General features: G+C 72.0%; 20 protein-coding genes. 12 read left to right on the top strand and 8 right to left on the bottom strand.

What is annotated here, in order from left to right; all coding sequences use genetic code 11:
• The first annotated feature begins 62 nt into the window (after positions 1-62).
• The 5 genes from ASF75_RS06385 (at position 63) to ASF75_RS06365 (ending at position 4,560) form a co-directional block, all read left to right on the top strand.
• Positions 63-2,078, top strand: coding sequence for a lectin-like domain-containing protein (locus ASF75_RS06385; RefSeq protein WP_156463805.1), 2,016 nt, complete (start codon positions 63-65; stop codon positions 2,076-2,078).
• A gap of 145 nt (positions 2,079-2,223) precedes the next feature.
• Entirely contained in the window at positions 2,224-2,883 is a 660-nt protein-coding gene (locus ASF75_RS06380) for a hypothetical protein (protein ID WP_056069723.1), read from the top strand.
• On the top strand, positions 2,880-3,143 hold the full coding sequence (locus ASF75_RS06375; protein ID WP_017886489.1) for a hypothetical protein: 264 nt from the start codon (positions 2,880-2,882) through the stop codon (positions 3,141-3,143). The genes ASF75_RS06380 and ASF75_RS06375 overlap by 4 nt, the downstream gene beginning before the upstream one ends.
• A gap of 138 nt (positions 3,144-3,281) precedes the next feature.
• On the top strand, positions 3,282-3,821 hold the full coding sequence (locus tag ASF75_RS06370; RefSeq protein WP_056069719.1) for an RNA polymerase sigma factor: 540 nt from the start codon (positions 3,282-3,284) through the stop codon (positions 3,819-3,821).
• Positions 3,811-4,560: a hypothetical protein gene (locus tag ASF75_RS06365; RefSeq protein WP_156463804.1), complete on the top strand. Its 750-nt coding sequence runs from the start codon at positions 3,811-3,813 to the stop codon at positions 4,558-4,560. The genes ASF75_RS06370 and ASF75_RS06365 overlap by 11 nt, the downstream gene beginning before the upstream one ends.
• Positions 4,561-4,692: 132 nt before the next feature.
• On the opposite strand, the gene ASF75_RS06360 is transcribed toward ASF75_RS06365, so the two are convergent.
• Positions 4,693-5,604 (bottom strand): LysR family transcriptional regulator, encoded by a 912-nt coding sequence (locus tag ASF75_RS06360; protein ID WP_162243009.1) that lies wholly within the window; start codon positions 5,602-5,604, stop codon positions 4,693-4,695.
• Positions 5,605-5,652: 48 nt separating this feature from the next.
• On the opposite strand from ASF75_RS06360, the gene ASF75_RS06355 reads away from it, so the two are divergent.
• Together ASF75_RS06355 and ASF75_RS06350 are read left to right on the top strand one after the other, a co-directional pair.
• Complete coding sequence (locus ASF75_RS06355) at positions 5,653-6,942, top strand: MFS transporter (protein WP_042538346.1); 1,290 nt, start codon at positions 5,653-5,655, stop codon at positions 6,940-6,942.
• 99 nt (positions 6,943-7,041) lie between these two features.
• Positions 7,042-7,647, top strand: a complete 606-nt coding sequence (locus tag ASF75_RS06350) for a hypothetical protein (protein WP_056069711.1) — start codon at positions 7,042-7,044, stop codon at positions 7,645-7,647.
• A 104-nt stretch (positions 7,648-7,751) separates the two neighbouring features.
• Here ASF75_RS06350 and ASF75_RS06345 read toward each other — a convergent pair whose 3' ends face one another.
• Positions 7,752-8,666, bottom strand: a complete 915-nt coding sequence (locus tag ASF75_RS06345; protein WP_017886484.1) for a cation diffusion facilitator family transporter — start codon at positions 8,664-8,666, stop codon at positions 7,752-7,754.
• Between ASF75_RS06345 and ASF75_RS06340 the strand changes: the two genes are divergently transcribed.
• A complete protein-coding gene (locus tag ASF75_RS06340; protein ID WP_017886483.1) occupies positions 8,665-8,889 on the top strand; it encodes a hypothetical protein in 225 nt (74 codons plus the stop codon). The genes ASF75_RS06345 and ASF75_RS06340 overlap by 2 nt on opposite strands.
• A gap of 1 nt (position 8,890) precedes the next feature.
• On the top strand, positions 8,891-9,868 hold the full coding sequence (locus ASF75_RS06335; protein WP_017886482.1) for an epimerase: 978 nt from the start codon (positions 8,891-8,893) through the stop codon (positions 9,866-9,868).
• Here the strand turns inward: ASF75_RS06335 and ASF75_RS06330 are convergent.
• Positions 9,837-10,817 (bottom strand): EamA family transporter, encoded by a 981-nt coding sequence (locus tag ASF75_RS06330; RefSeq protein ID WP_017886481.1) that lies wholly within the window; start codon positions 10,815-10,817, stop codon positions 9,837-9,839. The genes ASF75_RS06335 and ASF75_RS06330 overlap by 32 nt on opposite strands.
• A gap of 72 nt (positions 10,818-10,889) precedes the next feature.
• Between ASF75_RS06330 and ASF75_RS06325 the strand changes: the two genes are divergently transcribed.
• Positions 10,890-11,804 (top strand): LysR family transcriptional regulator, encoded by a 915-nt coding sequence (locus ASF75_RS06325; RefSeq protein WP_056069708.1) that lies wholly within the window; start codon positions 10,890-10,892, stop codon positions 11,802-11,804.
• A gap of 87 nt (positions 11,805-11,891) precedes the next feature.
• On the opposite strand, the gene ASF75_RS06320 is transcribed toward ASF75_RS06325, so the two are convergent.
• From ASF75_RS06320 to ASF75_RS06300, 5 genes are all read right to left on the bottom strand, one after another.
• On the bottom strand, positions 11,892-12,656 hold the full coding sequence (locus ASF75_RS06320) for a L,D-transpeptidase family protein (RefSeq protein ID WP_056069705.1): 765 nt from the start codon (positions 12,654-12,656) through the stop codon (positions 11,892-11,894).
• A 41-nt stretch (positions 12,657-12,697) separates the two neighbouring features.
• A complete protein-coding gene (locus ASF75_RS06315; RefSeq protein ID WP_017886478.1) occupies positions 12,698-13,915 on the bottom strand; it encodes a hypothetical protein in 1,218 nt (405 codons plus the stop codon).
• Between the two features lie 115 nt (positions 13,916-14,030).
• Positions 14,031-15,416, bottom strand: a complete 1,386-nt coding sequence (gene purB / locus ASF75_RS06310; protein WP_042538357.1) for an adenylosuccinate lyase — start codon at positions 15,414-15,416, stop codon at positions 14,031-14,033.
• A complete protein-coding gene (locus tag ASF75_RS06305; protein WP_017886476.1) occupies positions 15,413-15,925 on the bottom strand; it encodes a low molecular weight protein-tyrosine-phosphatase in 513 nt (170 codons plus the stop codon). Before ASF75_RS06305 ends, purB begins: the two co-directional genes overlap by 4 nt.
• A 47-nt stretch (positions 15,926-15,972) precedes the next feature.
• Positions 15,973-16,371 carry a phage holin family protein gene (locus ASF75_RS06300; RefSeq protein ID WP_017886475.1) on the bottom strand — a complete coding sequence of 133 codons (399 nt, stop codon included), beginning with the start codon at positions 16,369-16,371 and terminating at the stop codon, positions 15,973-15,975.
• Between the two features lie 50 nt (positions 16,372-16,421).
• On the opposite strand from ASF75_RS06300, the gene ASF75_RS06295 reads away from it, so the two are divergent.
• A complete protein-coding gene (locus ASF75_RS06295; RefSeq protein ID WP_056069702.1) occupies positions 16,422-17,501 on the top strand; it encodes a histidinol-phosphate transaminase in 1,080 nt (359 codons plus the stop codon).
• A gap of 23 nt (positions 17,502-17,524) precedes the next feature.
• The gene (locus ASF75_RS06290) at positions 17,525-18,661 is read left to right on the top strand and encodes a thiamine pyrophosphate-dependent dehydrogenase E1 component subunit alpha (RefSeq protein WP_017886473.1); all 1,137 of its coding nucleotides are present in this window, start codon (positions 17,525-17,527) and stop codon (positions 18,659-18,661) included.
• Positions 18,662-18,720: the final 59 nt, after the last annotated feature.

Below are 18,720 nucleotides of genomic sequence, written 5' to 3'. Positions count from 1 at the left end.
GGCGTTCCACAGATCATCCCGCCGCCGCCCGGGGGTGACGTCCCGGTCGCGAGCATCGGGGCATGACAGATCCCAGTGCTCCTGCTCCAGCTCCTGCCCCTGATCGGCGGTCGCGCCGGTCGTTCCGGTCGCTCCGCTCGCGGGTCGTCCGCCGTGTCGCCGCGGCCTGCGCCACGGTGACCGCGCTCGGCGTGCTCGCGGCGCCCGCCGTCCTGCCGTCCGGGTCGAGCGCCGCGGCTCTCGACTTCCCGTACGTCAACCAGTTCTCCAGCGCGTCCGGCGGCGCCCTGCACGGTGACGCCGCGGTGTCCGGCGGGCGGCTGCGGCTCACCGACGACGTCCTGAACCAGGCGGGAGCGTGGTCGACCAACGACACGTTCCCGTCCGACACCGGACTCGAGATCGAGTTCACCTACGCGATGTACACCGCGAAGGACGACCCCGGGGCCGACGGCCTGCTGCTGTACCTGGCCGACGGTGCCGCAGCACAGGGCGTCGGGTCCTTCGGTGCCGGCCTCGGGTACGCCTGCCGCAAGGAAGCGACCGAGGGCGGCGGGCGGCAGTGTGACCTGCCCGGCGTGCCCGGGGGCTTCGCAGCCGTCGCGATCGACCACTACGGCAACTTCTCGTCGCGCATCAACGGCTCCGGTCCGGGAGCGCAGCCCGACCACGTGGTGGTCCGCGGCTCGGGCAACGGGACAGAGGGGTACCGGTACGTCGCCGGTGCGACCGCTCCCGGTGGCACGGTGACCTCCGGCTCGACGCCCCGCACGGTCCGCATCACCCTGCTGCCCGACGACGACGGCGGGCTCTCCGTCACGGTGCGGCTGCAGGCAGGCTCGACCATGCGCACCGTCCTCGACTCGGTCCCGCTGCACGGCGACGGCCAGGCTCCGTTGCCCAGCACGCTGCGCCTGGGGTTCGCGGGGGCCACGGGCAGCCACGTCGACAAGCACGAGGTCGACGCGCTCCGGGTCTGGAAGCCCGCCGACCTGTCCGTCGAGCACGACCTGCCCACGACCGTGACGGCCGGTGAGTCGCTCCGCTACACCGTGACGGCGCGCAACCCCGGCCCGAACGCCGCCGACCCGAGCCCACTGCAGGTCGACGTGCCCGACGGCGTCGAAAACGTCACCTGGACCTGCACCGCCGCCGAGGGTTCCGCCTGCGCAACCGGGTCGGGCACCGGGGACGTCGCGACCGACCTGTCCCTGCCCCGAGGGGGTTCGGCCGTCGTCACGGTCGAGGGCCGGGTGGCCGAGGGCACGTCCGGAACACTGGAGAGCGTGGCGACGATCGCCCCGCCGACCTCGTTGTCCGACACGAACGAGGCCGACAACACCTCGCGAGCGAGCACGACGGTGACGGCACCGGTCGTCGCGGCACACGTCGAGACCGACAAGTCGGTGTCGCCGTCGACCGTCCAGCCCGGCGACGAGGTCGAGTACCTCGTCACCGCCCGGAACCGGGGCCCGTCGGTGGCGCAGCAGGTCGGTGCGGTCGACGACCTGCCCGAGGCGATGCGGTTCGTGGGCTCCGACGACGGGTGCACCGCCGAGGGCCAGCGGGTGACCTGCAGCTCCGACGTGTCGCTGGACGTGGGCGAGACCCTGGACTTCCGGATCCGTGCCGCGCTCGATCCCGCGTACCGGGGCGACGGCTCCGACGTCGTGAACGTGGCCACCGCGACGTCGCCGACCGACCCGGACGGCGGTGACCCGTCCACCGGCGTCGCGATCGTCGTCGGCCCGGACGACGAGGCGCCGGAGCCAAGCCCTTCGCCCACCACCGGGCCGGTGCCGACGACCAGCCCCGCCACGGACGACGGGGACGGTGACGCCGGTGGTGACGGCCCCGCGCCGGACGGTCGCGACGACGGGGACAGCGGCGCCGGTGACCCCGCGGCCGGCCGTGGTCCGGGTGCCCCCGTCGGAGCCCTCGCCTACACGGGCGCCGAAGGACTCGGCCTCGCCGCGGCGCTCGCAACAGTGGCCGCCGCGGTGGGCTCCGTGTGCTGGTGGCTCGCCCGACGTCGTGTCCGGCTGGGCGCCCCGGACGACGAACCGCAGCAGCCCTGACACCACGGGGACGGCACCGCAGGACGGTGTCGTCCCCGTGCAGGGGGGTGTGGACGTCCACAGGGGGTCGAGTCCGCTCCGGTCGGGCGCTCACCACACCGGCGGTAGGATCGGATCCACGATCCGCATGCCCGAAAGAGGTCTCGTGTCCGACACCGTGGACGACGCCACCACCGTGGAAGAAGCGACCCAGCGCGCGCGGTACTGGCCGATCCCGATCCTCCGAGCGGTCCCCGCTGCGATCGTCGCGATGGTGATCACCTTCTCGACCAACCACGCCGCGGGCTACGGCCTGCTGCTCTTCTGCGGCTTCGCCCTGGTCGAGGGCCTCGTGCTCCTGTTCGCCGGGATCTCCCGACTGCCCCTCGACGGTCGTTCGCGTCGCACGACCCTGCTGCAGGCCGTCATCACCCTGCTCGCCGCCGTCGCCGCGATCGCGTGCAACGGCTTCGGGCTGCCGGCCTTCATCACGGTCATCGTCGCGTTCGCGGTGCTGACCGGAGCCCTCGAGCTGTCGCAGGGGCTCCGGGCCCGGCGGCGGTCGCCCTTCGCCCGCGACTGGACCACGATCGGCGGCCTCACGCTGCTGCTCGCGGTCGCCTTCCTCGTCACCCCGCCGGACTACTCCCAGCAGCTCGGTGGCGTGGAGAAGGTCACCGGCACCCTCGACGCCTCGATCGTGCTCGTCGGCCTGCTCGGCGCGTACCTTGCCATCACGGCCGTCTTCCACGTGATCGCCGGCCTCTCGCACAAGTGGGGCACGGCCACGCCGGCCGTCGCCCCGGACGGAGCACCACACGCATGACCACCCCCAGCCGACGTGACCGTCTGCGCCCGGTCGAGCTCCTCGGGATCTCCGCGATCATCGCGGTGTTCACCGGGCTCGTCGTGCTGTTCTCGACGCGGGAACTGCAGCTGGCCGTGATCTTCCTCGGCGTCGCGTTCATCGTGGTGGTCGTCGTGCTCGCGATGCTGCAGCTCGCCTCGTCGAGTGACCAGGACGACAACGACATGCTCGGCGGACACAAGACGCCGGCCGAGGGCGACGGCGACGACTTCCACTGAGTCCCGCCGCTGACGGCTGACGGCTGACGGCTGACCCCCAGTCCTGGGCGGACACGCCCGAGGTCACGAATCCGGAACGGTCCTGTCAGGATCGCCTGTCCTGCCGACACCTCTGAGTGAAGGGGGTGGGATGTGGATGTGACGACCGGCACCGACACGGACGAAGGACTCGTCCGTGCGATGGCACAGGGAGACACCGGCGCGCTCGCCCGGGCGTTCGACCGGTACGCCGCCACCCTCACCCGCTACGCGTGGGCGCTGGTCGACGACCGGTCCGACGTCGAGGAGATCGTGCAGGACGCGTTCCTGACGCTCTGGCAGCGTGCGGCGACGCTCGAACTCCCGGCGGACACGGTGCTGCCGTGGCTGCTCGTCGTGTGCCGCAACCACGCCTTCAACACCGGGCGCAAGCAGGCCCGGCGCCGCGCGGACGAGCTCCCCGAGCACCTCACCTCGCCCGCCGAGCACGACGAGGCCCGCGAGACCCTCCGCTGGGTCCGGGCCGAGATCGCCGCGCTCCCCGACCTCGATCGCCGCATCTGCGAGCTCTGCCTGCTCGAGGGGCACTCGTACGCCGAGGCCGCTGAACTCCTCGGTCTCACGGTCGGTGCGGTCACCCAGCGGGTGTCCCGCAACCGTCGACGACTCAAGAAGGTGGTGATGCACGATGAACACTGAGCCTCCGCAGGGAGACGACCTGCAGCGCATGCTCGTCTCGATGAAGCAGAACGTCCTCGAACGTGCCACCCCGCTCCGGAAGCGACGCCGTGGTCGGTCCGGGATCGTCATCGGTGTCGTCACGCTGCTCGCCGTCGGCACCGCGACCGGCGCCGTCGCGCTGACCCTGTCGCAGCAGAACGCCGACCCGGTCGCCGCTCCCACCCAGGCCCAGCAGCCCGAGCCGTCGCCGTCCGCGACCACGCCGAGCTCCGCCCCGATCACGGGTGCCCCGGTCCCGAAGCCCACTCCGACCCCGCTCAACTCCACCGCCACGATCCCGTCGGACTGCCGCGCGGTGGTGCCGGCGTCGGAGTACTCCCGGTTCTTCGGGGACATCACGGCGACCGAGCGGGATGTCCAAGCCTCGACTGACGGTGGCGATGGCATCGCCGCCACCGCACTGAGCTGCGAATGGAGGAAGCCCGGCGCGGACGGCGGGGTGCTGTACGTCACGGTCGGGACCACGACCGCAGAGCAGGCCCAGAACCAGGTCGACACGTTCGGTGACGAAGCCGGCGGTACCTGCACCGAGCGACCGGACGGCACGTTGTGCCAACTCCGAGCGACGCTCGACGACGGCGTCGCCAAGGCGTACACCTTGTACGTCCGCGGCGACAGCTACGTCGTCGTCGACCAGATCGGCTTCCCGACCGACAACCTGCTGGGTGCGATCGTCGGGGAGATCTGGGGGGACTGACGGCCTGGAGGCACGTGGCGGACCCGACCCGTGCCTCCAGTCCGTCGGTGGTCAGATCGTGAGCGGGAACGGTCGCCTCGCGCACCGTGACCCGACCGTTCCTGCTCACGGACCACGGCGAGCACGCCCGCGTCACCCGACCCGCGCCGCCACGATGTCGCGCGCCAGCGTCCGGACCGCGCGGCTCGGCTCCGGGGACGTCCGGACCGCCAGACCGATGCGGAGCGGTTCGACCTCGTCCTCCAGGTCGAGCACCGCACCGTCGTACCGCACTCCTGAGTCCGGTACGACCCCGACGCCGAGCCCGGCCGAGGCGAACCGGACCACGGCGGGCATGTCGTTCATCTCCGCGATGATGCGCCGACGGATGCCGAGTCGCTCGAGTGCTCCGTCGAGGATGATCCGGTTGCCGAACCCGTGTGCCGTGTCGACGAAGGGCTCGTCGGCGAGTTCGGCCAGCGACACCGACGACCGGCCGGCGAGCGGGTGGTCCGACGCGGTGAACACCCGGAACGGCATCTCCCGCAACGGCTCCACGACGACGCCGGCGGGCACGGTGGGCAGGCCCGTGTAGGCGATGTCGAGCCGCCCGGCGACCAGGTCCTGCACGAGCCCGGTCGTCCCCGACGGCGAGGTCATCAGTTCGACGGCGACGAGCGGGTGCTGGCGTCGGAACCGCTGCAGGACGCCCGTCAGGTCGACGATGTCCATGCTCGTGAAGATGCCGAGCCGCACCCGTCCTCGCAGGTCGGCGTCGTCGGCGGTGGCCAGGTCGCGCATCCGGTCCAGGGACTCGAGCACCGCACGGGCGTGGGGGAGCAGGTCCTCGCCGGCGGGTGTCAGGACGAGCTGTCGGCCGGTGCGGTCGAACAGCCGCACGCCGAAGCTGCGCTCGAGCGAGGCGATGCCCGCGGACACCGTTGACTGCGCGGCCCAGAGCCGTTCGGCGGCGCGGGTGACACTGCCCTCGGCGGCGACGGTGACGAACTGTTCGAGCAGCCGGGTCTCCATCGTCTGAGTATCGAGCAGATCGATCACTGACATCAAGGGCATCCGTTGGACTCGATGCACCGCGCGCGCGATCATCAGAGCATGTCAACCGTCACCGAGACCCCGACGGGCACCGTCCCCGCCACCAGCGCCGCGCCCGCATCGGCGAGCGACCGCGTCGTCGCGCCGCGCGGACGCCGTGTCCACACCCGTCGGCGTCACGGCTTCGGCTTCTGGGTCGTCGCGTTCGCGTTCCTCACGGTGATGGCCTTCGCGACCGTCCCCGCGCCCTTGTACGTCATCTACCAGGCCCGCGACGGGTTCCCGACGTTCACCACGACGGTGATCTTCGCCGCGTACGGGGTGGGGGTCGTCGGGTCGCTGTACCTGGCGGGGCACCTCAGTGACGTGCACGGGCGGCGGCCACTCATCCTGGTGTCGATCGCGCTCGAGCTCGTCGCCGCCGTGCTGTTCCTGCTCTGGAACGACGTCACCGGCCTCATCGTCGCCCGGCTCGTGACCGGCCTCGGCGTCGGGACGCTGACGGCGACCGCGACGGCGCACCTCGGTGAACTCCGGGTCCGGGCGACCGGGTCGAGCGACTCCGCGAAGGGTGCGAGCGTCGCCGCTGGGGCCGTGAACCTCGGTGGGCTGTCGCTCGGCGCCCTGGTCGGTGGAGCCCTCGCCGAGTTCGTCGGGCAGCCGCTCATGGTCCCCTACGTGGTGTTCGTCATCGCGCTGGCGGTCGCGTTCGTGCTGGTGCTCGCCGCACCGGAGACGGTCGACCGCCCCGAGCAGCCCGTGGCCTACCGACCGCAGCGCATGCAGGCTCCCGAGGGGCAGGGTGCCGCGTTCTGGGCCGCCGGGGCAGCCGCCTTCGCCGCACTCGCCGTGCAGGGGCTCTTCACCTCGGTCGCGCCGAGCTTCCTCGGTACCACCTTCCACGTCACCGACCGCCTGGCCGCCGGCGCCACGACCTTCGGGGTCTTCGCCGCGAGCGCGTTGTCGCAGATCGTCTTCGCCCGACTGTCGCAGCGGGCGCAGATCCGGCTCGGCATGGTGCTGCTGGTCGTCGGGCTGGTCGTCCTGGCCGTCGCCGCGGTGCTGCTGCAGGTCGCCGGGTTCATCGGCGGCGGGGTCGTCGCGGGTGCCGGCGTCGGCCTGCTGTTCCGTGCCGCGATCGGCAGTGCCGCAGCACTCGTCGGACCGGAGCGTCGGGGTGGCGTGCTCGCAGCCACGTTCCTCATCGCGTACGCCGGGCTCACCGTGCCGGTCGTGGCCGTCGGGGCAGCGCTGCTGGTGATCCCGACGCTGCCCGTCCTGATCGGGTACGTGGTGCTCGTCGCCGTCCTGGCCGTCGTCGCCGGCACCCGGCTGGCCGCGCGCGCCTGACGGCGGGCGGGCTTGGCGTCCGCCTCCCGCACCCGGAACCGGGTTCCGTCCTCCGTGATCCGGCCTGGAGGCGCGACCCACCTCCGGCATACTGGGCGCGTGCCCCAGAACCACAACCGTCCCGTGATCACGGGGATCGCGGCCGTGGTGGCCGCGGGTCTCCTCGCCGGCGGGCTGTTCCTGACGGCACGGCAGGGCGCGGACGACCCGACCATCGACGTCGGCTCGGCCGCCCGGACGCCGAGCGACGCGTCGACCGCCACCGGCGACGGCACCGTCACGATCACCCGCACGGGGCCGGACCTGCCCGGGTCCGCCGCCCTGGCGCGGTGCGACAGCACCACCCAGGCCGCGGTCGCGCAGTACGAGACCCAGGCCCTGGGCCGCGTCACCCTGCAGTGCGGCACCGCGGCCCAGGGGTACGAGCACATCCGGGTGCGCCACACCGCTGACTGGCGCGACGTCGTCACCGGGCACGGCTCGCGCGACTGGGACGACGCCATGCTCACGGCGGTGCAGACCGCGCTCGAGGACCCCCGCCCCGGGTTCCCGCTCGACGCCGGCGACGGCAAGGTCTGCTACGCCGCACCCGTCCGGTTCGACGACGGTTCGCGCCCCGACGACGAGCCCTGGGTGAAGGTGATCGTCTCGGCCACCACCGACCGGGTGATCACGGCGTACCCCACGCGCACCGACGACTGCTGACCCGGCACCCGCGGACACCCGTTCTGCGACAGACCACGCGTCGATCTCCTGGTGGATCGTCGCGGAACCGGGGCGCTGACGCCCGCACGCCCGAGCGCGGGACCCTACGCGTGCACCTCGTACTCGTGCCGCCGGTGCGACACCGGCTCCAACTGGAAGGTCGAGTGCTCCACCGGCACGTCGAAGTGCTCCGCCACACACCGCTGCAGCTCGTCGAGGATCGCGGGGGCGTGCGCCGTCGAGAAGCAGTGGTCGTCCACGACCACGTGCGCGGTCAGGTTCGGTACCCCGGTCGCCACGAGCGTCGCGTGCAGGTCGTGCACCGCGATGACGTGGTCGAGCTCGAGGATGTGGCCGCGCACGTCGTCGAGGTCGAGCCCCGGCGGCGTCGACTCGAGCAGCACGTTCGCGGTCTCACGCAGCAGCCGGATCGCCCGCGGCAGGATGAGCAGACCGATCAGGATCGCGGCGACGGAGTCCGCACGCTCCCACCCGGTCAGCATGAGCACGATCGCCGCGATGATGACGGCGACCGACCCGAGTGTGTCGTTGAGGACCTCGAGCCGGGCGGCCCGCGAGGTGAACCCCTCGCCCGATGCCCGCAGCAGCACCGCGTAGGCCACCAGGTTGCCGACGAGGCCGACGATGCCGAACACGAGCAGCGGCCCGGAGTGGATCTCCTCCGGCACGACGAGCCGCTGGGCCGCCGAGATGATCACGTAGACCCCGACGGCGAGCAGGATGGCGGCCTGTGCGGTGGCCCCGAGGACCTCGGCCCGCTGGAAGCCCCAGGTGCGCTGCGCGGTCGGCGACCGGCGGGCGAGCCGCGTCGCGACGAGCCCGATGCCGAGTCCGCCGGTGTCGACGACCATGTGCCCGGCGTCGACGAGCAGCGCGAGCGAACCGGTGACCACGGCGCCGACGACCTCGGCCAGCAGGATGCCCGCCGAGATGCAGAACGCGATGAGCAGGGCGCGCTCCGAGGCGTGCCCGACGCCGTGCCCGTGGTCGTGTCCCATGTGCGACATCGTAGGGATCCGCACCGACGACATGCCAGGATCGAACCGTGAGCCGGTCGCGCTGCGCCTGGTCCCCACGCGTGTGACGCTCGTGGAACGATTCGATGACGAAGCCGACCTGCAGCGCGTGTCCCTGGTGCTCGCGGCACCGGTGGTCGGCACGCTGTACCGGTACGAGGGGGCGTTCCGGTACGAGATCGCGCCGGACACAGAACGGGGATGAGATGAGCGACCAGAAGGGCCGCGTCGTGATCGCGGGAGCGAGCGGCTTCGTGGGGCAGTACCTGCGGGACGCCTTCACGGAAGAGGGCTACCAGGTCGTCACGATCGGGCGGACCGGCGACGCCGTGTGGGGCAACACCATGCGCATCCGGGAACTCGTCGACGGCGCCGCCATCGTCGTGAACATGGCGGGCAAGAGCGTCAACTGCCGGTACGGCCGACGCAACCGCGCCGAGATCATGCGTTCGCGGGTCGACACCACGCTCGAGCTTGCCGAGGCCATCCGGACGTCCGAGCACCCGACGCCGCTGTGGTTGAACGCCTCGACCGCGACGATCTACCGGCACGCTGACGACCGCCCGCAGGACGAAGCGACGGGGGAGATCGGCGAGGGGTTCTCGGTCTCGGTGGCGCGCGCGTGGGAGGACGCCTTCTTCGGCGCCGACCTGCCCGGCACCCGTCGTGTGGCACTCCGGATGGCGATCGTGTTCGGCGACGGCAGCGCCCTGCTGCCGCTCCTCCGGCTCGCCCAGGCCGGCCTCGGTGGGCCGCAGTACGACGGGCCGTGGGTGCCGACCCGATCCCGGCTCCGCGCCGGCACCTACCACCACCACCGGCCCACCCACGGTCGGCAGCGGTTCAGCTGGGTGCACATCGCCGACGTCCTCGGGTCGATCCGGTTCCTCCGCGACCACCCGGAGATCGAGGGGCCGGTGAACGTGTCGAGCCCGAACCCGTCCGACAACCGAACCGTCATGGCGACCATCCGCGACGCCGTCGGGCGCCGGTTCGGGGTGCCGACGTTCCGGTGGATGCTCGAGCTCGGGTCGTTCGTGATCCGCACCGAGACCGAACTCGTGCTGAAGAGCCGGTGGGTGGTGCCGACCCGGCTGACCGAGGCCGGCTACGAGTTCCGCTACCCGCACCTGCGTGGGGCGCTCGCCGGGATCATCGCGGAGCGTCGCCAGCACCGGGGCTGAGCACCGGAACCGGGACCCCGTCGATCGGGGCCGGGGCCGGTGCCGGGGCCGCGGCTGGCGCCGGGTACGCTCCCGGCCGTGGCCCGCGGGCCGGGCGCGACGACCACAGCACGGCGGCCACGACGACCGCGCCGGCGAGCACCTCGACCAGGTCGGGCACCTCGCCGAAGGCCGCCCACGACGCGAGCACCCCGACCACCGGCACGAGCATCGAGAACGGTGCGACCGTGCTCGACGGGTAGGCCGCCAGCAGCCGTGACCAGATGCCGTAGCCCACCAGGGTCGCGACGACCACGATGTACAACAGGCCCAGGTCAGCGGGCAGCGCGGCCGCCGTGAACGCCGAACCGAGTGCGGCGCCGATGCGGTCCGGCCCCTCGACCACGAGCGACAGCACAACCATCGGGACCGGTGGCACGACGGACCACCACAGGGTCAGGTGCAGCGGGTTCGCGGCTCCCGCTCGTCGGGTCGCGACGTTGCCGATCGCCCACCCGAGCGCACCGCACAGTGCGAGCACGACCGGCAGCAGCGCGGCGGTCTGCGAGCGGTGCAGGGCGATCGCGGCGAGGGCGGCCACGGCGACGGTGACCCCGACGACCTGCCGTCCGGTCAGCCGCTCGCGCAGGAACACCCCGGCCAGCACCACCGTGAACGGCGCGGAGGCCTGCAGCACCAGCGAGGCGAGCCCCGACGGCATGCCGGACGCCATGCTGAGGTACAGGAACGAGAACTGCAGCACCCCGAGCCCCAGGCCGACGAGCAGCAGCCGCCCGAACGGGATCCGGGGCCGCGGCACGAACAGCAGCGTCGGGACCGCCAGGATCGTGAACCGCAGCGCTGCGAGCAGGAACGGCGGGAAGTGCTCGAGCGCGAGTGCCGTCGCGGGGAAGTTCAGTCCCCAGACCACGGCGACGACGACGGCGAGGAGGCGGTCTCGGGCGGTCATGCTCCTCATCGTCCCGGGCACGACGTTGTAGGTCCATCGAAACCTTCGCGAACCACGATGTAGGGTCCCTGCATGGTCGACTTCGACGTGCAGCTGCTGGCGGTCCTGCGGGAGCTCGCCGAGCGGGGGAGTGTCACCGCCGTCGCCGAGGCCACCCACCGCACACCGAGCGCCGTCTCCCAGCAGCTGCAGACCCTGCAGCGGCAGGTCGGGGTCCCGCTGGTCGAACGCGTCGGCCGCGGGGTCCGGCTGACCCCGCACGGCGAGGTGTTGGCCGGCCTGGCGTCCGGGGTCGCGACCGCCATCGCCCGGGTGGACGCGGCCTGGCAGGAGCACCTGGGCGGGACGACCGGACCGGTGTCGCTGGCGATCTTCCCGTCGGCGGCGGAACTGCTGCTGCCCGGCGTGCTCACCCGGATGCAGGCGCACCCGGGCATCGCGTTAACCCTGGTCGACGTGGACGTCAGCGAGGGGGACTTCGCACCGCTCGCGGCGGACCACGACGTGGTCGTCGGGCACCGGTCGGACGGCGTCCGACCGGCCGACCAAGGATCGGTGGAGACCGTCCAGCTGTTCAGGGAGCCCCTCGATGTGGCCCTGCCACCAGGCCACGCCCTGGCCGGCCGCGCGCGCGTGGGCATCGACGAGGTCGTCGGGGAGACGTGGATCGGCGTCCCGGAGGGGTACCCGATCGACCGGGTCCTGCACGCCATGGCCGCGGCGACGGACACCCCGCCGAGCGTCGCGTTCCGCACGATCCACCTGCCGCTCATCGAGAACCTGGTGGCCGCCGGGCACGGCATCGCGCTCGTCCCGCGGTACACGACGGGCACGCGGGCCGCCGGCCGCTTCCACCTGGCCGAGCTCGCCGACGTCCGTGCCGGACGTCGCATCGAGGCACTCGTCCGCCCCGACCGTGCCGTCCGTCCCGTGGTGCGCACCGTCCTGGAGGCCCTGGTCGCCGTCGCCCTGGACGTCACCACCTGAGACGGTTGCGCCCACTGCCGGGCGCACGCCGTGCCTCCAGGCCGTGGGCGGCCGCGGCAGACGCGCTTCTGTGGCGGGGTGACCGCGTCAGCGCACCTGGAACGGCGTGCCGAGCGGCAGGCGCTCCGCCAGCGCGGTGATGTCGTCGTTGTGCATGCGGATGCAGCCGTGCGAGGCGGCGGTGCCGATGCTCGACGTGTCGTCGGTGCCGTGCAGCCCGATCTGTCCGGGGCCGCCGCCGAACGAGTTGAGCACGTCCGAGAACGCCGTCGTGCCGTACGCGTACGGGCCGTAGCCCTCGTTCGTCGGCGCGAGCAGCTCGGTCAGGGCGAACCGACCGGTCGGCGACGGGGTGCCACCGGTGCCGGTGGCGACGGGGTAGCTGTCGACGACCTTGCCGGCCTTGTACAGGTCGAGGGTGTTCGTCGAACGGGTGACGACGATAGCGTACGGGTCCTCGGACAGGGTGACGGCGCTGGTCGGCACCCAGCCCGTGCTGCCGTTCGGGCGCTGTGCGAGCTGCACCTCGGCCCAGCCGTCCTGCTGGTCGACGACCCGGAGGACGAGCGGGGCTCCGGACGCCTGCGGGTTCTCGAGGGTCTGCGTCGCCTTGCCACCCGCGCTCGCGCTGACCGGGACGGACGCGCCCGTGGCGGCAGCGACCGTGGTGCTGGTCGGGGCGTCGATCCCGTCGACCGGTGCTGCCGATCGGGTCGGCTTCGGCGTCGTCGGGGTGGGGGTCGGTGCGGCGGCGGACCGCGTCGGGGTCGGGGCGGGTGCGGCTGACAGGGGGCCGAGCGCGACGAACGCGACGGCCCCCGCACAGACGACGGCCACGGCGGCGGCGATCACAGTCGCACGCCGCCGTGGCTCGGTCGGGAGGATCGGCAAGATCAGCCCGTGAAGGTCGCCGTTCCGGGCACCGGGACGGCAACCGGAGCCGTGCCCGGGTCACCGGCGGCGGCCGGGTCGGCGATGAAGGAGCCGTCGGCCGAAGCGGTCTGGCTCGAGGATCGGCCTTCGAGCGTGGCGGTGTACGCGCCGGCGCTCACGGCACCCTCGGGCAGGACCACCACGACGACGACGTCGCCCTCATCGTCCGCCACCGAAGCATTGGTGCGGATCGAGTAGGTCTCGCCGCCCTGCGTGACGGTCGCCGCGACGGACTCGTTCGGTGCGAAGCCTGCACCCGTCACCTGGAATCCGGTGAGGGTCTGCGAAACGCGCAAGGACGTCGGCGCGTCGGCGGTCGCGGTGGGCTGCGGCGTGAAGTACGTCGTGGTGTCGTCGACGCGGAGCGCGGAGATCGAACCGCTGGCGTCGGCGGCGAGGGCCTGGCCGTTGACCTCGAGCGGCGAGGCGAGGCTCTTCAGCTCGGTGCCGGGCACCTCGGCGGTCGGAGCCGGAGCGCCGTTCACGGTCGGGGCCGGGGTGGGCTGGTCGGTCGGGGCCGGCGTCTCGGTGGGCTCGGTCGGCGGAGTGGTGATCTCGCCGGCGATGTCGAGGCCGACGTACACGACGTAGCCGACGACCTCGGCGTCCGCGTCACGCAGGTCGGCGGCGAGCTCGGCCGACGACTCGACGTCACCGGTGGAGGGGTCGATCCAGTTCTTGGTGCCGTCGACGCTCGCGCCGCCATCCGTGACGGGCTCGTCGGTGGCGAAGACCACGGACTGCGCGGTGGAGTCGCCGCCTGCCTGCACGGCGAGACCGAACGACGTCGCCCCGGTCGTCGTCATGCTGATGCCGGAAGCGAGGGCCGGGACGGCGCTCGGGGCCACGGGCTTGTTCAGGCCACGGATCAGTGCAACGGCTTCGCCCTCGGAGACCGACAGGCCGTCCTCGTCGATCGTGGCGTGGTCGGTGATCGTGCCACCGCCGCCCACGTCGGTGATGTCCGCCCAGTACCACTGGTCGGTCAGCGGGAACGTGCCGGTCGGCGCGGCCGTGAAGTCGTCGGCCGAGTCGGTCCAGGTGACGATGGCCGAAGCGGAGCCGTCCGTCGACAGGGCGGTCGAGACCGTCGGGACGAGGGCGGCGGAGACGCCGAGCACGGTGGCGCCGACGGCGGCCGCGGTGATGCGAGAACGAAGCACGGTGTGGAGATCCATCCGGTCAGTGGACAGGGTGCATCCACTGCGACGCCCCCCGTGCTGAGATGTACTCAGCAGCTCCAACCTATCGAACCGCTCAGGTTTCCGCATCCCCCAGCTCGCGCCGCCGCGCTCAGACGTCGAGGTGGTCGACCAGCTCGTCCGCCAGGCCCGTGTAGGTCGCCGGCGTCAGGTTGGTCAGCCGGGCCTTCGCGCCGTCCGAGATGTCCAGGCGGTTCACGAAGACGATCAGGTCCTGCTGGCTCACCCGCTTGCCCCGCGTGAGCTCCTTGAGCATCGCGTAGGGGTCCTCGATGTTCGACTGTCCGGCGGTGACCTCGGCGCGGATGACCGTCTGGATGGCCTCGGCGAGGACCTCCCAGTTGTGGTCGAGGTCGTCGGCGAGCTTGGCCTCGTTCACGGCGATCTCGCCCAGACCACGGCGCAGGTTGTCGAGCGCGAGCAGCGAGTGCCCGAACGCGACGCCGATGTTCCGCTGCGTCGTGGAGTCGGTCAGGTCGCGCTGCAGGCGGCTCGTCACGAGCGTCTCGGACAGCGTCGAGAAGATCGCCGACGAGATCTCGAGGTTCGCCTCGGCGTTCTCGAACTTGATCGGGTTGATCTTGTGCGGCATGGTCGACGACCCGGTGGCACCCGCGACGGGGATCTGCGTGAAGTACCCCATCGAGATGTAGGTCCACACGTCGGTCGCCAGGTTGTGCAGGATCCGGTTGGCGTGACGCACCCGGTCGTACAGCTCGGCCTGCCAGTCGTGCGACTCGATCTGCGTGGTGAGCGGGTTCCACGTCAGGCCGAGGCCCTCGACGAACTCGCGGGACAGGGCGGGCCAGTCGGCCTCGGGGTCCGCGGCGAGGTGCGCCGAGAAGGTGCCGGTCGCGCCGGAGAACTTGCCGAGGTACTCGCCGCCCTCGATCTGGGCGAGCACGCGCTCGAGCCGGTAGACGACGACCGCGAGCTCCTTGCCGAGCGTCGTGGGGGTCGCCGGCTGGCCGTGCGTGTGCGAGAGCATCGGCACGCTCCGCAGCTCGACGGCGAGCGTCCGGAGCTTCTCGAGCACGGCCCGGAAGCCGGGGAGCCAGACCTGCTCGACGGTGTCCCGCACGGTGAGCGCGTAGGACAGGTTGTTGACGTCCTCGCTCGTGGCGGCGAAGTGGGTGAGCTCGGCGATCGCGTCGAGCCCGAGCTCGGACAGTCGGCGGCGCACGAAGTACTCGACGGCCTTCACGTCGTGACGGGTCGTCGCCTCGATCTCGGCGAGCTCCGCGATCTGGTCCTGGCCGAAGGTCTCGACGATCCGACGGAGTGCCGCCTTGTCGTCGACGCTGAGCGGCGACGTGGTGAACATGGCGTGGTCGGTCAGGAAGATGAGCCACTCGACCTCGACCACGATGCGCGCGCGGTTGAGGCCGGCCTCGGAGAGGTGCTCGCCCACCGTGTGCACGATCGGGTAGTAGCGCCCGTCGAGCGGGCTGATCGGCTGCGGGGGAAGGGGGGTCATGGGGCTCCCTGACGGACTGCCGGCTCGAGCTGGTGGAAGAGCGCCCGGCAGGCCCGTTCGACGGTCGAGAGCACTCGGTCGAACTCGTGCCGGTCCGCGTAGTACGGGTCCGGCACGTCGGCTTGCTGGGGCCAGGCGGCGTCGTACCGCAACAGGAGCGTCACCTTGGCGGAGTCGTCCATGGTCGGGGCCCACGAACGCAGGATGCGCTCGTGGGAGCGGTCGAGTGCGACCACCAGGTCGAGGTCCGGGAACCGGTCCGGGTCGAACTGACGGGCGCGATGCCTGCTGCCATCGTATCCGCGCGCCGCCAGCGCTGCGATCGTGCGCTCGTCGGCGGGTTCACCCACGTGCCAGTCACCCGTGCCGGCCGACTCCACCTGGAAACGGTCCGCGAGACCGGCGTCGGCGGCGATCTGCGCGAACACGACACCGGCCATGGGGGAGCGGCAGATGTTGCCGCTGCAGACGAACGAGACGCGGAACGGGGCGTCGACGTCCTGGGTCATGAGCACATCATGACGCAGGGCGGGGTCCTCCGCGAGGTCCGCCGACCTCACGCCCGCTGGCGGTTGAGCACCGGCCGGGCGAAGAGCCCGATCAGCCAGGCGAAGACCGCGAGCACGAAGGCACCGACGATGCCCCAGCCGAAGGAGTCGACCTCGAGCCCGAAGCCGAACGCCTCCGAGATGCCGGCGACGATGAGCAACAGGATCGCGTTGACGACGAACGAGATGAGCCCGAGCGTCAGGATGTAGATCGGGAAGGCCACGATCCGGATCAGCGTGCCGATCACGGCGTTCACGAGGCCGAACACGAACGCCACGAGCAGGAAGGTGAGCACGGTCGCGGTGGTCCCGCCGTCACCGAACGGCGTCACGGAGACGCCGCTGACGATCAGCGTGGTGAGCCAGAGCGCGAGGGCGTTGACGACGAGGCGGACGAGGAATCGCATGCGTCCATGATGCCCTCCGCCACCCGCGCACGGGCCGGTAGCCTGAACCCGTGACCGAGCAGCGTGTGCACATCCGGCCCGAGGTGGCCGTCCTACCCGCCTACAAGCAGGGACGTCAGGCGTCCGACTCCGCCTTCAAGCTGTCGAGCAACGAGAACCCGTTCCCGCCGCTCCCCGGGGTCGTCCAGGCCGTGCAGGCCCAGACGTCGTTCAACCGCTACCCCGACGCCACCGCCCTCGCCCTGCGCGCCGTACTGGCCAACCGCTTCGGGCTGACCGCCGAGCAGGTGCACGTCGCCCCGGGCAGCGTGGCGATCCTGCACGAGCTCGCCCGTGCCACCTCGGGCCCCGGTGACGAGATCGTCTACGCCTGGCGTTCGTTCGAGGCCTACCCGGGGGTCGTCACGGTCGCCGGTGCCACGAGCGTGCAGGTGCCGAACCGTGCCGACGGCGGGCACGACCTGGACGCGATGGCCGCTGCCGTCACCGAGCGCACCCGCATGGTGCTCGTCTGCTCACCGAACAACCCGACGGGGCCGATCGTGACCGCCGCGGAGTTCGACGCGTTCATGGCAGCGGTGCCGCAGTCGGTGCTGGTCGTGCTCGACGAGGCATACGCCGAGTTCGTGACCGACGAGGCAGCGGTCCACGGCCACCCGCTGCTCGCCGCGCACCCCAACCTCGTGGTCCTCCGCACCTTCTCGAAGGCGTACGGGCTGGCCGGCCTCCGGGTGGGCTACGCGCTCGGTCCGGACTACGTCCTCGACGCCGTCCGTGCCTGCGCCATCCCACTGTCCGTGACCGCCCAGGGCCAGGCTGCGGCGCTCGCCAGCCTGGAACGCGAGGCCGAACTGCTCGAACGCGTGACCGAGATCGCGGCGCTGCGCGACCGGATCGTCGCCGAGCTCCGGGCCCAGGGTTGGGACGTCCCCGACGCCCAGGGCAACTTCCTCTGGCTGCCGACGGGGGACCGCACGGCAACCGCCGCGGCCGCGTTCGAGGACGCCGGGATCATCGTCCGGGCCTTCCCGCCGGAGGGCATCCGCATCTCGATCGGCGAGCACGAAGCTGTGGGAACGCTCCTCGAAACAGCCCGCTCACTTGTGGGGGACCTCCAGGTGGCCGACTAGTGCCTGGCGCTACGCTGGCCCGCATGTCATTCCGCGCCGCGGCTCCCGCGACGACCACCGTCCGGCTCCTCGACCCCCAGGGTCGGTTCGTGGAGACCGACGAGAACGCCGAGTTCGCCGCCGCCGCGCGAGCGATCCCGGACGAGACCCTGCTGGCGATGCACCGCCGCATGGTGCTCACCCGTCGGTTCGACCACGCCGGCCACAACCTGCAGCGCACCGGCCAGCTCGGCCTGTGGGTGCCCAGCCACGGGCAGGAAGCTGCGCAGACCGGCTCCGCCTTCGCCCTTCGCGCCCAGGACCACGTGTTCCCGTCGTACCGCGAGCACGCCGTCACCATGCACCGCGGCGTCGAGCCGATGGAGATCATCGCGATGTACCGCGGGCAGACCCACGGCGGGTGGGACCCGGACCAGCGCGGCAACACGCACATCTCCACCCTGGTGATCGGCTCGCAGACCCTGCACGCCACCGGGTACGCGCTCGGCCAGAAGCTCGACGGCGATGTCGGCACGGGCGACCCGGACCGCGACGCCTGCTCGATCGTCTACTTCGGCGACGGCGCCACCAGCCAGGGCGACGTGAACGAGGCCTTCGTGTTCTCCGCGTCGACCAAGGCGCCGGTCGTCTTCTTTCTGCAGAACAACCACTGGGCGATCTCGGTGCCGGTGTCGGTGCAGTCCCCGACGCCGCTCGTCGACCGCCCGCGCGGCTTCGGGATCCCGAGTGTCCTGATCGACGGCAACGACATCCTCGCCTCGTACACGGCGTCCGTCGTCGCGACCGAGCACGCCCGCAGCGGCCAGGGCCCGGCCTTCATCGAGGCCGACACCTACCGCATCGGTGCGCACACCAGCTCCGACGACCCGAGCCGGTACCGCGCCGACGGCGAGCTCGAGGAGTGGGTCCTGCGCGACCCGATCGTCCGGTCCGAGGCGTACCTGCGCTCGAAGGGTGCGACGGACGAGCAGTTCGCCGCGTTCGACGAAGAGGGCGAGGACATCGCCGCCGACGTCCGCCGCCGCACCGTCGCCCTGACAGCACCGTCCGTCGACGTCATGTTCGACAACGTGTACCGCGAACCGCACCCGCGGATCGCCGAGCAGAAGGCCTGGCTCGCCCAGTACGAGGCCGGCTTCGAAGGGGGCGCCCACGCATGAGCACCACCGAGCAGCTCTTCGACTACACCCTGCGCTCCCACCCGGGCGCCGGCGAGGTC

The sequence above is a fragment of the Curtobacterium sp. Leaf154 genome, assembly GCF_001424595.1.
Lineage (GTDB): Bacteria > Actinomycetota > Actinomycetes > Actinomycetales > Microbacteriaceae > Curtobacterium > Curtobacterium poinsettiae.
This window is presented reverse-complemented; position numbering and strand designations above follow the sequence as displayed.